Raw genomic sequence first — 12808 nt, forward strand, 5'->3', positions numbered from 1 at the left:
GGTTGACATAGGGCTTCCGAGGGCCGTTCATAGCTATGTACACACGGTCACGGAGGAGGGCCGTCCCGTGGGGATCACGTGCGGTCAGGGGTGTGTCGCCCCGCCTTATTGACGTTCCACCCGATAAGGTTGAATTCCGCAATTCTCAGACCACAAGAAGCATGATCACGGCGTATCGACCGCCTGTCGCTGTTGGGATGTGGACATGCAGGGTCGTACGGCGCGCGAGGCCGGAGGCTCCGGCAACGCCCCGCTGGTCGGCCGGCGGGACGCGCTGCGGGAGATCGACCGCGTCCTGGACGCGGCCGCGGGGGGCTACGGGTTCCTGGCGATGGTCGGCGAGCCCGGCGCGGGGAAGACGCGGCTGCTGAACGAGCTGGCCGACGGAGCGATCGCGCGGAAGCTGCCGTTCGTGGCGGGCCGCGCGGCCGAGTTCGAGCAGGAGATGCCGTTCGGCGCCGTGGTCGACGCGCTCGACGACCGCCTCGAAGAGCACGCCCTGAACCTGCCGCCGGGGGCGCTGCGGCTGCTCGGCACGGTGTTCCCCGCGCTGGCCGACCTCACCGGCGAGCCGCCGGCCGCCTCGCCTGAGTCGCAGGTCGCGCGGTACCAGCTGCACCGCACCGTCCGGCACCTGCTGGAGGAGCTGGCCGAGCCGTCCGGGCTGGTGCTGATCCTGGACGACCTGCACTGGGCCGACGACGCGACGATCGAGCTGCTCGACCACCTGGTCCGGCACCCGCCGCGGGCGCGGGTGCTGGTCGCGGTCGCCTACCGGCCCGCGCAGGCGTCGCCGCGGCTGGCGGCGCTGGTGGACGCGGCCGGCCCGCAGGGGGTGCGGGTCAGCGTGGAGCCGCTCTCGCAGAGCGAGGTGCGCGACTTCCTCGGCCCGGAAGTCAGCCGCTCCCGCTGCGAGGCGCTGTTCAAGGCCAGCGGCGGCAACCCCTTCTACCTGGAGGCGCTGGCCAAGATGGCCGGCGGCGCCGCGCCCGTGGCGGGCAACGGCCTCGACCCGCACTGGGAGCGGGGCGTCGCGAACCTGACCGAGGTGCCGCCGGAGGTGCGGGCGGCGCTGCAGCTGGAGCTGAGCGCGCTGCCGCCGCACGCGCAGCAGATGGCGCGCGGCGCCGCCGTCGCCGCGGACGTGTTCGAACCCCAGCTCGCCGCGGTCGCCGCGGAGATGGACCCCGGCGACGCGCTCGCCGCGCTCGACGCGCTGACCGGCCACGACGTGGTGCGGCCCGCGCCGGGCGGCCGGTTCCGGTTCCGGCACCCCCTGGTGCGGCACGTCGCCTACGCCTCCGCGGCGGCGGGCTGGCGGATCGCCGCGCACTCGCGGGTCGCGGCGCGGCTCGCCGAGCTGGGCGCCCCGGCGGCCGTGCGCGCCCACCACGTGGTGCGGTCGGCGCGGTTCGGCGACGCCGAGGCGATCTGGACGCTGGTGGAGGCGGCCCGCGTCGTCGCCCAGCAGGCGCCCGGCACCGCCGCGTACTGGCTGCAGGCCGCGCTCGGCCTGATGCCCGACACCGCCGACGAGGGGTATCCGGACCGGGTCGAGCTGCTGGTCGAGCTGACCTTCATGCAGGCCGTCAGCGGGCACGCCGAGGAGGGCCGGAAGACCGCCCGCACCCTGCTCGAACTGCTGCCGCCCGACGACATCGTGCGGCGCGCCCGGACCGTGCACATGTGCGCGATCATGGAGCGGCAGCTCGGCCGCATCCACGAGGCCCGCGCCATCGTGCTGGACGAGCTGCGCCGCATCACCGACCGGCAGACCCCGGAGGCGGTCCTGCTGCGGATCCGGCTCGTCGCCGACCGCATCCAGAAGATCGACACGCGCGGGTCGCACGCGATCCTGGAGACCATCCCCGACAGCGCCCCCGGCTGGAGCCCCGGGCTGACGGCGGCGGTCGCGGCGATGCGCCCGATGGTCGCCTACGGGCGCGGCGAGGTCGAGCAGGCGATCGCCTACGCGCAGACCGCCGACCGGCTCTTCTCCGCCGCGTCCGACACCGACTTCGCCGACTGCCTGGACTGCTTCGCCTGGCTGGTGTTCGCCGAGTGCTTCCTCGGCATGTACGACGAGGCGCTGCGGCACGTCGAGCGGCTGGTGTCGATCACCCGGGCGACCGGGCAGACGTTCGTGCTCGGCTACATGCTGACCGGGCAGTCGCGCATCCTCACCCACCTCGGCCGGCTGGAGGAGGCCGCCGCCGCGGCCGACGAGGCCACCGCGGTGGGCCGCGACCTGCGCTCGCAGGAGGTGCTGGCCTACGGGCTGATCCAGCAGTGCCTGACCGCGTCCTGGATGGGCGAACACGAGCGGGCGCTGCGCGCCGGGGACGAGGCCGTCGCCAACGACACCGGCTCGGGCGAGTGGTGGACGCACATGGCGCACGTCGCCCGCGCCATCGCGGTGATCAACGAGGGCCGGCTGGAGGAGGGCGCCACCGCGCTGATCGCCGCGTGCGGCACCGGCGACCAGGGCCTGGACTTCGGCACCCTCGGCGGCTGCGCCGAGGCGCTGGCCTGCGTCCGCGCCGCGCAGGACGACGCCGCCGACGCGGCGAACTGGGCCGGCATCGCCGAGGCGATCGCCAACCCGGCGCTGACCGGCGACGTCGGCCTGGCCCGGCTGGCCCGCGCGCACGCGCTGCGCCCCGCCGACCCCGCCGGGTCGGCGGCGCTGGCGGCGGAGGCGGCCGACCTGCTCGCCAAGGCCGGGCGGCGGCCCGACGCGGGCCGCGCCGAACTGGCCGCCGGGCTCGCGCACGCCGCCGCCGGCGACCGCGCCGCGGCCCGCGAGCGGCTGCGCGCCGCCGCGGAGATCTTCGAGGCGTGCGGGATGAAGGGGCTGCAGGCGCAGGTCGCGCGCGAGCAGCGCCGCCTCGGCGTGCGGGTGCCCGGCGCCGGGACGCCCTCAAGGGCCGCCAAGGGCAAGCCGGACCTGCCGTTCGGGCTGTCGCCGCGCGAGCACGAGATCGCGCAGCTGGTCGCCGAGGGCCTCAGCAACCAGCAGATCGCCGAGCGGCTGTTCCTCAGCGTCCGGACGGTGGAGACCCACCTGTCGCGCGTCTTCGCCAAGATCGGCGTGTCCTCGCGGGTCGGTGTCGCGACCGCGATGAACCGTTCCGAGTAGAGCCGACTCTTACTTCACGTACGTCCCGTACGTGAAGCCGGTCCGTCCGCGCGCGTAAGTACGGGTTCTCCACGATGCCGCGCCGATATCGGCGTTTGGCAAGGTTGGGGCGTCAGGAAGCGGAGGAGACGGACATGGATCAGCAGCGGATCGCGCGCTTCACGCACGCGGGCGTCGCCGACGCCGAGATCTCCGTGCACCCCTTCGCGACCGACGACGGGCTCGGCCTGAACCTGACCCGGTTCCGCCGCGCCCGCGCCGACCGCGGCGACGACACCGTCCTGCTGGTGCACGGCCTGACGTCGTCCAGCGACATGTACATCATGCCGGAGCACACCAACCTGGTGAACTACCTGCACGACGCCGGGTTCGGCGACGTGTGGGCGGTGGACCTGCGGATCAGCGGCCGGTTCCCCTACAACGCCGAGACGCAGCGCCACACGCTCGACGCCCTCGCGCTCTGGGACCACCCCGCGGCGCTCGCCGAGCTGCGCCGCCACATCGGCGACCGCCGCCTCCACGTGATCACCCACTGCGTGGGCTCGATCTCGTTCTCCATGGCGCTGGCCGCCGGCACCGTCACCGGCGTCACCAGCCTGGTCTGCAACAGCGTCTCGCTGACCCCGCGGACCCCGCCGTGGTCGAGGATCAAACTCGGCTACGGGCCGGCGCTGATGGAGTACGTCGTGGGGCCCTGCCACCTGGACCCCCGATACGGGAACGCTCCCGTCCTGACGCGCGGCTGGATGCTCGCCAAGGCCGTCGCACCGTTCCACCGCGACTGCGACGAGCCGGCCTGCCACATGCTCAGCTTCATGTGGGGCGGCGGCAAGCCGATCTTCACGCACGAGAAGATCTCGCCGGTCACGCACGGCCGGCTGCCCGACCTGTTCGGGGCCTGCAACGTCAACTACTACCGGCACATCCACGCGATGGTGAAGAAGGGCCGCGCGGTCAAGTACGACCCGCGCGACCCGCGCTTCGCCGCCCTGCCGGACGACTACCTGTCGCGCGCCGACTCGGTCACGACGCCGATCCTGTTCCTCACCGGAGACCGCAACCACGTGTTCACCGACTCCAACATCGTCTGCCACCGCATGCTCGAGAAGGCCGCGCCGGGCCGGCACGAGCTGGCGATCCTGCCCGGCTACGGCCACCAGGACCCGTTCATGGGCGCGAACTCCGACACCGAGGTGTTCCCGCAGGTCGTCGACTTCCTGAAGCGGAAGGCGGGCTGATCGCCATGGAGCACGCCGACGCCGTGGTGGTCGGGTCCGGGTTCGGCGGGTCCGTCGCCGCGTACCGGCTGGCGGAGGCCGGCCGGTCGGTCGTCCTGCTGGAGCGCGGGCAGCCGTACGCGCCGGGCGACTTCCCCCGCTCCCCCGCCCAGATGGGCCGGGCGTTCTGGGACCCGGCCGAGGGCCTGTACGGGATGTTCGACGTCTGGAGCTTCAAGGGCTGCGACTCGGTCGTGTCGTCCGGGCTCGGCGGCGGGTCGCTGATCTACGCGAACGTGCTGCTGCGCAAGGACGAGCGCTGGTTCGTCGACGACCGCCCGGACGGCGGCCACGCCCCGTGGCCGGTCACCCGCGCCGACCTCGACCCGCACTACGACGCGGTCGAGAAGATGATGGGCGCGACGCCCTACCCGCTGGAGCGGGTGCCGTTCGACGACACCCCGAAGTCGCACGCGATGCAGGACGCGGCGGCCGAGCTGGGGCTGGAGATCTCGCTGCCGCCGCTCGCGGTCAGCTTCGCGTCCCGCCCCGGCGGCACGCCCGGCCTGAGCCTGCCGATCGCCGACGCCGGCTACGGCAACATCCACGGCGCCGAGCGGCGGACGTGCAAGCTGTGCGGCGAGTGCGACATCGGCTGCAACGAGGGCGCCAAGAACAGCCTCGACCACACCTACCTGTCGGCGGCGGCGCACCACGGCGCCGACATCCGCACCCTGCGCGAGGTGAAGGCGATCCGGCCCCGGCCGGGCGGCGGGTACGAGGTCGACTACGTCCACCACGCCGACCTGACCGCGAAGAAGAGCCGCCCGCCCGTCCAGACGATCTCCTGCGACCGGCTGATCCTGGGCGCCGGCACCTACGGCACCACCTACCTGCTGCTGAAGTCGCGGGACGCGTTCCCGGGCCTTCCGGAGGCGCTCGGCACCCGGTTCAGCGGCAACGGCGACCTGCTGACGTTCCTGCTGCGCGCCAAGGACCGCAACCGCGTCCGGCCGCTGAACGCCAGCCGCGGGCCGGTGATCACCACGGCGATCCGGCTGCCGGACGAGCTGGACGGCGTGCCCGGCGCGGGCCGCGGCGCCTACATCGAAGACGGCGGCTACCCCGGCTTCACCGACTGGATCGTCGACAGCCTCGACCTCCGCAACGACTTCGAGCGCGCGGTGAAGTTCCTGTGGAACCGGTTCACCGAGTTCTTCAAGGACGCGCCCGACACGAACCTGTCCAAGGAGATCGCCGACCTGATCGGCGACGGCGCCCTCACGGTCAGCTCGCTGCCGCTGCTCGGCATGGGCCGCGACACCCCCGACGGGCGGCTGCGCCTCAAGGGCGGGCGGCTCGCCGCCGACTGGGACCCCGAGACCAGCGAAGAGCTGTTCAACCGCGTCCGCAAGACGATGCGGGGCATCGCGGACGTGCTCGGCGCCGACTACCACGACAACCCGATGTGGTTCACCAAGCGCATCATCACCGTCCATCCGCTGGGCGGCGCCCCGATGGGCGCCCACCCGGGCGAGGGCGTCTGCGACGCCTTCGGCGAGGTGTTCGGGTTCCCGGGCCTCTACATCGCCGACGGGGCGGCGATGCCGGGTCCGGTGGGCCCGAACCCCTCGCTCACCATCGCCGCGCACGCCGACCGGCTGGCGACGCGGCTGCTGGAGGACGCGCCCGCACGGGGACGTGCGGCGGGGTCCGCGACCGCTCCGTCTGCCACGGGGGCCGAGCCGGCCGGCGGGGCCGGCTCGCACGGCGGGGCGGGGGGCAACGGCTCGATGTACGGCCCGTCGCGGGAGGTGCCGGGGGTCGTCCCCCCGCAGGAGGCACGCCCGCTCCCGGGGGGCCGCGGCGGGACACGGGGACCGTCCGCCGCGGCGGCGGGCCGTACGTCGCTGTCGTTCACCGAGGAGATGAAGGGGTTCGTCACCTACGGGGAGACCGACGCGCGGATCGGCGAGCTGGCGGAGAACCGCAGGCCCCTGTCGTTCCGGCTGACGATCACCGCGGACGACGCCGACCGCTTCCTCGCCGACCCCGAGCACGAGGCGAAGGCCGAGGGGTGGGTCGACGCGGGCGGGCACGGGGGCCGCTGCCCGGTGGAGCGGGGCACGTTCAACCTGTTCGTCGCGGACGGCGCCGAGGACCGGCGGCTGATGAAGTACCGGCTGTTCTACACCGACGGCGAGGGCCGCCGGCGGACGCTGAGCGGGTACAAGAACGTCAAGCACGGCCCGCCGACGCGGATCTGGCCGGACACGTCCACGCTCTACGTGCGGCTGCTGGACGGCCACGTCGGCGAGGACGGGGAGGGCGGCGCGGACGTCGTCGCGGCGGGGGTGCTGCACATCCAGCTGACCGACTTCGCGCGGCAGCTGACGACGTTCCGCACGTCCGGCCCGGACGGGCCGGGCAAGCTCCTGGACTTCGGCCGGTTCTTCGCCGGCGAGCTGTGGGAGGTGTACGGGCCCGATCCCGTCTGAGCGGGATCGGCGGGGGGCCGGGTTCGTGCAGGCCGAGGGAACTGCGGGGTGCTCTCGGCCTGCACCTTTTCGCCGGAGGCCGCGCGGGGGGTCGCGCGGTCTCCGGCCCTTCCCCGCACTCCGGGCGCCCTCGCGGGCCGCCCGCGGGCTGCCCGCCGGCTAGATGCCGGCGGCGCGGCGGGCGGGGCAGTCCGGCGGGCAGTTCTCGGCGTGCGCGGGCAGCCACCGGACGAACGTCTTCAGCATCAGGCCCAGCGCGAACCCCACGAGCGGGCCGGTGCCGGGGATCAGCGGCTCGAACACCGCCTCCCAGCGGATGGCGGTGCCGGAGCCGCGGGCCTCCAGGTGCACGTCGGAGCGGTAGCGGCGCACCGGCAGGCCCGACAGGGCGATGTAGCCGAAGTGCGAGTACGGCTCGTAGGCGACGGTCTGCTCGCTGGCGGGCCAGATCTTCTTGACCGTCCCGACGCCGTAGGTGGTCGTGTCGCCCTTGCGCACCTGCTTGGCGGGCGTGGGGAACTTGCCCCAGGCGCCCCACGCCTCGGGGACGGCCAGGTGCCGGAACACCTCTTCGGGCGAAGCGCTGGTGGTGGCGGTGGCCTGGATCATCACCGAACCGTAGCCAGTCGCGGACGGCCCGCACAAGGCGCGCCGCCAGGGTTATTGGCGGGCCGTCAACGCCCGATGCCGTAGAGGCGCTCGACGTGCAGGCGGACGACGAGGCGGCGGTCGGCGACCATGGCGCGCCGGTAGTCGTCCCAGTCGGGGTGCTCGGCGCGGCGGATGTCGCGGTACACCTCGATCAGCTCCTCGACCACCTCGTCGTGCGGGTCGGCGGCGACGGCGGACAGCTCGGCGGTGCCCTCGGCGACGGTGTAGGACCAGCCGTCCGCCGCGCTGACGTGCAGGCTGGCGCGCGGGTCGCGGGCCAGGTTGCGGGTCTTGGCGCGGTCGGCGGTGACGGAGACGCGGACGAGGCGGCGGTCCTCGTCGTAGTGGTAGTTGACGTTGGACAGCTGCGGCCGCCCGTCCCGCTTCAGCGTGGCCAGGACCCCGAGGTCCCGGTCCTTCAGCAGCTTCACCAGCGCCGCGTCGTCCGCCATCGTCCGCCTCCGTGGAAGAGATCCGCTTTCCCGGCGACAACCACCGGGCGCCGTGATCCCTTCCCGGTCACCGCGCCGCGGCGGCCGGGAGGGTCGGGAGGGTGAGGACGCGGGCGTGCGGCGGCGGCCCGGAGGCGGGGCCGCCGCGCTCGCCGTCCGCGGCCGCCTCCCCGCGCGCGGCGCGGCGGGCGGCGCGGCCGGTGTGGATGCGCCCGGTGTGGATGTGGCCGCGGAACACCGCGCCCTTCGCGGTGACCTTGACCGCCTGGAAGTCGTGCGGCGGCAGCGCGCAGAACCCGGTCCGGACGACGTCGTCGAACAGCGAGTCCGACACGACGTAGGCCAGGTCGCGGTCCGGGTCGCCGGTCAGCAGCCGGCGCAGCGGCCCGGCGTCCAGCAGCCGCTGCACGACGATGGGCGCGTCGCCGGCCGGCCCGAACGGCCCGGCGGTCAGTGTGCCGTGGTGCAGCGCGAGCCGGACCCGCAGCCGGAACCGGCCGGCGTTCCGGTTGGTCTCGCGCAGCGCCTCGGCGAGGCCGATGACGAAGTCGCCGGCCACCGTCGCCGGGTCGACCCCCTCCGGCAGCGTGGCCAGCTCGCCGTCGCCGCCGACCTGCTTGGCCCAGCCGCCCCGGTCGAGCCCGGCGCCGCGCGCCGCGCGGTCGAGCGCGTCGGACAGCTGCCGCTGCGCGAGCAGCTGCTCGCGCACGTCGCGCTTGCTGTACCCCTGGATGTCCACCGCCAGCAGCAGGCGGTAGCTGAGCTGTGCTTCCCCGTTTCCTTCCACTGTGCCGATCCCGCCCCTCGGTCCTGTCTGGGCGAATGGGCCCGGTGCCCGCGTTCGCTCCACGTCCTGGAGTGAGCGTCGCCCCTGCGGAGGACTCCCAGAAGGGGATCGTGTCGCCATCGTCACGCCCCTTGGACGCGGCTGCGGGGGCGTCCGCCCCGGAAGGTAAGGAAAAGGTGGCGAACTAGTTAGGGATGATCTGGAAAATCCACCACAAACCGGTCTCGGTTGAACCGGGCGGCCCCGGGGTCGCGTACTGCCTCCCAGCGTGACACCCGACACACGGTCACCGCGTCGTCCCGCCCCCGCACCCGCCCGGAGACCCCCGATGGCCCACAGATCACCGGCCGCCTCGGCCACCCGCGAACGCCCGCCCGGACCGTGGAGCTGGTTCCGCGGCCCGCAGCCCGCCGGCGGCGTGGACGACCAGGTGATCGTGACCGAGCTGTACCGCGTGTACGGGCGGCCGCTGCTGTCGTTCGTCCTGCGCCTCACCGGCGGCGACCGGCACTGGGCCGAGGACGTGGTGCAGGAGACCATGATCCGCGCCTGGCGCAGCGCGCACCAGCTCGACGAGAACGCGACCTCGCTGCTGCCGTGGCTGGCGACGGTCGCCCGCCGGATCGTCATCGACGACCAGCGGCGCAAGAACGCACGGCCGCAGGAGGCGGGCGAGGGCCCGCTGGAGAACATGCGCGTGCCCGACGGGTTGGAGGATCTGCTGCGCTCCGTCGTCGTGTCCGAAGCCCTCCTCGCGCTGTCCCCCGCCCACCGCGAGGTCCTCAACGAGACCTTCTTCCGGGACCGCTCGGTCAACGAGGCGGCCAAGCATCTCGGCATCCCCGTGGGCACCGTGAAGTCCCGGGTCTACTACGCGCTCAGGGCGCTGCGCGTCGCCCTGGAGGAGAGGGGCGTGACGCCATGAGCGCGGACATGCTGCACATCGACGTCGGCGCCTACGCCCTCGGCCTGCTGGAGGAGCCGGACCGCCGGGCGTTCGAGGCGCACCTGTCGACGTGCCTGTCCTGCCACGAGGAGCTCGGCGCGCTGCGCGGGCTGGCCGAGACGCTGGACGGCATCGGGCCGATCGCCGAGCCGGCCGACGCGATGCCGGCGCCGCCCGAGCCGGCGGTGGTGACCGATTTGATGAGGCACCGGATCAGGCGGCGGCGGCGGTACCGCGCAGCGCGGGCGCTGGCCGCGGCCGCCGCCGGGGTCGTGCTGCTCGGCGGGGCGCTCGGCACCGGGTACACCCTCGGCGCCGACCGCGGCACGGGGGCGGCCCCGCCGTCCCGGCAGGACGACACCACGGCCGCGCTGCTGCGGGACGGGCAGCGGATGTCGGCCACCGACGCGGGCACCGGCGTCACCGGGACGGTCGCCATGCAGCAGAAGGCGTGGGGCAGCCGGATCGGGATGCAGCTCAGCAAGGTGCGGGGGCCGCTGGAGTGCGAGCTGGTCGCGGTCGACCGGCGCGGCGACCCGCACACCGTCGTCGGCTGGTCCGTGCCCGCCAAGGGCTACGGGCTGCCGGGGTCGCCGCAGCCGCAGCTGGCGCTGCAGGGCGGCACGGCGCTGCGGCCCGAGGAGATCAGCCGGTTCGAGATCCGCACGATCGGCGGGGGGCGCACGCTGCTGACCGTCCCCGCGTGACCCGCGCCCCGCGCGCGCCCGCGTGACCCGCGGCATGTCCCGGCGGCCCGGCCGCACCGGCCGCCCGGGACGTGCCGTTTCCAGGTGCGTCCTCCCCGTACGTCGCGGGCCGGGGCGTCTCCTACCCTGATGGGGTGAGTGCGACCCGGTCTTCGACAGGCCCCGAGCTGATGCTGCCGGGGCTCCGCGAGGTGTACGACGCCTACGTCCGGGAGGCCGGCGCCCTTCCCGCGCTGAACGGCCCGCTCCAGGCGGAGGTGTGGGCGTCGGCGCAGCTCGGCGCCCTGGAGGCGGCGGCCCCGCACGCGCAGGGCCGGCGCGCCGCGCTCGGCGACCTGATCGGGTGCCTGCGGGCGGCGGCGACGCCGGGCGCGCGGGCGTTCCTGCGGGCGATCGCCGCGATCGGCCCGGTGGAGGGGCGCAGGGCGGCGGGGCGCGCGGCCGACGCGCTCGCCGGCGTCCCGGCGGCGCCCTGGGAGGGGTCGCTCGGCCGGGTCGTGCCCGGCCAGGCGTGGCTGATCCAGGAGGGCCCGCTGGACGGCGACCGCCTGGTCTGCGAGTTCCGCTACGCGGGCGCGGGCACCGCCGGGATGCACGCGCTCGCCGTCCGGCTGTCCTACGGCGGCGCGCCCGCCGAGATCGTGATCGTCGGGGACGTCCCTGCGCTGATGGGCGCGGCGCGGCAGGCGATGCAGGCCGAGCTGTGCGTCGTCCAGCCCTACGACGCCGCGGCCGCGGGGGCCAGGCTCCGCGCCGCGCTGGGCGGCGCGGAGCCCCTGCCGGAGGCGTGCTACCCGGCCCTGCCGCTGGCCCGGCACCGCCTCTCCCTGCTGCCCTAGCGGCTCCCCGCCGCCCTGGCGGCTCCCTGCCGGCTCAGCGGCCCATGGCGCGGTAGCGGCGGACCGACAGCGGGACGAACACCGCCGCGATCACCAGCGGCCACACGACCGCCATCAGCACGCTGTGCTGCGCCGCCCACGAGTCGCCGGCGGCGGGTGCGCCGAACAGCTCGCGGCACGCCGTCACCGTCGACGACATGGGGTTCCATTCGGCGACCGCGCCCAGCCAGCCGGGCATCGTGCTCGGCGCGACCAGCGCGCTGGACAGGAACCCGATCGGCCACACCAGGATCTGCACGGCCACCACCGACTCGGGGCCCTTGGCGGCCAGCCCGAGGTAGACGCCCGTCCAGACGAGCGAGAAGCGCAGGAGCAGCAGGAGCCCGAAACCGGCGAGCGCCCGGGCGGCGCCGCCCTCGACGCGCCAGCCGATCAGCACGCCGCAGGCCGCCATGACGGCCAGGCCGGCGACCGCGTAGATCATGTCGGCGGCGGCGCGGCCGACCACGGCGGCGGACGGGGACATCGGCATCGTGCGGAACCGGTCGGTCACCCCCCTGGCCGCGTCGCCAGCGACGCGCACGAACGTCTCCTCGACGCCGAACGCCATCGTCAGCGCGAACATCCCGGGCACGATGAACGCCCGGTAGCTCCCGCCGCCCGGAACGTCCATCTGGCCGCCGAACAGGTAGCCCATCATCAGCACGACCATCACCGGGAACAGCAGCCCCACGGCGATCTGGCCGGGCCGCCGCCGCCAGTGCGCGAGGGCCCGGCCGGTGAGCGTCCACCCGTCGGCGACCGCCCAGCGCAGCGCCCGCGCGCTCATGCGGGCACCTCCTTCCTCTCCGTGAGGTGCAGGAACACCTCGTCCAGGGTGGGGCGGCGGAGCCCGATGTCGGCGACCCCGACGCCCGCCTCGTCCAGGGCGCGGACGGCCGCGGTCAGCGCGGCGGCCCGCCCGGTCACCGGCGCGCCGACGCGCAGGGCGTCGGCGTCCACGTCGACCTCTCCCGCCGCGACGCGGCCGATGACCGCGGCGGCCTCCGCGAGCGCGCCGGGGTCGTCCAGGACGACTTCGATCCGGTCGCCGCCGAGCCGCCCCCTCAGCTGGTCGGGGGTCCCCTCGGCGATGACGCGGCCGCGGTCGATCACCGAGATGCCGGATGCGAGCCGGTCGGCCTCCTCCAGGTACTGGGTGGTCATCAGGACGGTCGTGCCGCCGTCCACCAGCGCGCGGACCGCGTCCCAGACCTCGTTGCGGCCGCGCGGGTCGAGACCGGTCGTCGGCTCGTCGAGGAACAGCACCGGCGGCGCGAGGATCATCGACGCGGCGAGGTCGAGGCGCCGCCGCATGCCGCCGGAGTACTCCCCCGCGGGCCTGCCGGCGGCGTCGGTGAGCCGGAAGCGCTCCAGCAGCTCGTCCGCCCGCCGCCGCGCCTCCCGGGCGCCGAGGTGGTACAGGCGGCCGAACATGACGAGGTTCTGCCGCCCGCCGAGCACCTCGTCGACCGCCGCGTGCTGCCCGACGAGGCCGATGCGCCGCCGCACCTCGCCCGCCTCGCGGACGAC

General features: G+C 74.8%; 11 protein-coding genes. 6 read left to right on the top strand and 5 right to left on the bottom strand.

The annotated features are described in order from the left end of the window. Nucleotides 1-205 precede the first annotated feature (205 nt). The 3 genes from ACIWVC_RS10260 to ACIWVC_RS10270 all read left to right on the top strand — a co-directional run bounded on the left by ACIWVC_RS10260 (nt 206) and on the right by ACIWVC_RS10270 (nt 6854). The gene (locus tag ACIWVC_RS10260; protein WP_396446897.1) at nt 206-3139 is read left to right on the top strand and encodes an AAA family ATPase; all 2934 of its coding nucleotides are present in this window, start codon (nt 206-208) and stop codon (nt 3137-3139) included. A 134-nt stretch (nt 3140-3273) separates the two neighbouring features. Beyond that, nucleotides 3274-4377 (top strand): alpha/beta hydrolase, encoded by a 1104-nt coding sequence (locus ACIWVC_RS10265; RefSeq protein ID WP_396446896.1) that lies wholly within the window; start codon nt 3274-3276, stop codon nt 4375-4377. 5 nt (nt 4378-4382) lie between these two features. Beyond that, entirely contained in the window at nt 4383-6854 is a 2472-nt protein-coding gene (locus tag ACIWVC_RS10270) for a GMC oxidoreductase (RefSeq protein ID WP_396454041.1), read from the top strand. A gap of 159 nt (nt 6855-7013) precedes the next feature. Here ACIWVC_RS10270 and ACIWVC_RS10275 read toward each other — a convergent pair whose 3' ends face one another. From ACIWVC_RS10275 to ACIWVC_RS10285, 3 genes are all read right to left on the bottom strand, one after another. Beyond that, on the bottom strand, nt 7014-7463 hold the full coding sequence (locus tag ACIWVC_RS10275) for an SRPBCC family protein (protein ID WP_396446893.1): 450 nt from the start codon (nt 7461-7463) through the stop codon (nt 7014-7016). 65 nt (nt 7464-7528) lie between these two features. Next, entirely contained in the window at nt 7529-7957 is a 429-nt protein-coding gene (locus ACIWVC_RS10280) for a PPOX class F420-dependent oxidoreductase (RefSeq protein ID WP_396446892.1), read from the bottom strand. Between the two features lie 67 nt (nt 7958-8024). Then, nucleotides 8025-8744: a hypothetical protein gene (locus tag ACIWVC_RS10285; RefSeq protein ID WP_396454042.1), complete on the bottom strand. Its 720-nt coding sequence runs from the start codon at nt 8742-8744 to the stop codon at nt 8025-8027. A gap of 436 nt (nt 8745-9180) precedes the next feature. Between ACIWVC_RS10285 and ACIWVC_RS10290 the strand changes: the two genes are divergently transcribed. The 3 genes from ACIWVC_RS10290 (at nt 9181) to ACIWVC_RS10300 (ending at nt 11236) form a co-directional block, all read left to right on the top strand. Next, nucleotides 9181-9669, top strand: coding sequence for a sigma-70 family RNA polymerase sigma factor (locus tag ACIWVC_RS10290; protein WP_396446949.1), 489 nt, complete (start codon nt 9181-9183; stop codon nt 9667-9669). After that, nucleotides 9666-10397 carry an anti-sigma factor family protein gene (locus ACIWVC_RS10295; RefSeq protein WP_396454044.1) on the top strand — a complete coding sequence of 244 codons (732 nt, stop codon included), beginning with the start codon at nt 9666-9668 and terminating at the stop codon, nt 10395-10397. Before ACIWVC_RS10290 ends, ACIWVC_RS10295 begins: the two co-directional genes overlap by 4 nt. 134 nt (nt 10398-10531) lie before the next feature. Beyond that, on the top strand, nt 10532-11236 hold the full coding sequence (locus ACIWVC_RS10300) for a hypothetical protein (protein ID WP_396454046.1): 705 nt from the start codon (nt 10532-10534) through the stop codon (nt 11234-11236). A gap of 34 nt (nt 11237-11270) precedes the next feature. On the opposite strand, the gene ACIWVC_RS10305 is transcribed toward ACIWVC_RS10300, so the two are convergent. Both ACIWVC_RS10305 and ACIWVC_RS10310 read right to left on the bottom strand, forming a co-directional pair. Beyond that, complete coding sequence (locus ACIWVC_RS10305) at nt 11271-12065, bottom strand: ABC transporter permease (protein WP_396454047.1); 795 nt, start codon at nt 12063-12065, stop codon at nt 11271-11273. Further along, nucleotides 12062-12808, bottom strand: a 747-nt coding sequence (locus tag ACIWVC_RS10310) for an ATP-binding cassette domain-containing protein (protein ID WP_396454049.1), incomplete at its 5' end; no start/stop codon positions are given. The genes ACIWVC_RS10310 and ACIWVC_RS10305, both read right to left, overlap by 4 nt.

Origin of the sequence: Actinomadura sp. (genome assembly GCF_044508335.1) — a bacterium.
Lineage (GTDB): Bacteria > Actinomycetota > Actinomycetes > Streptosporangiales > Streptosporangiaceae > Spirillospora.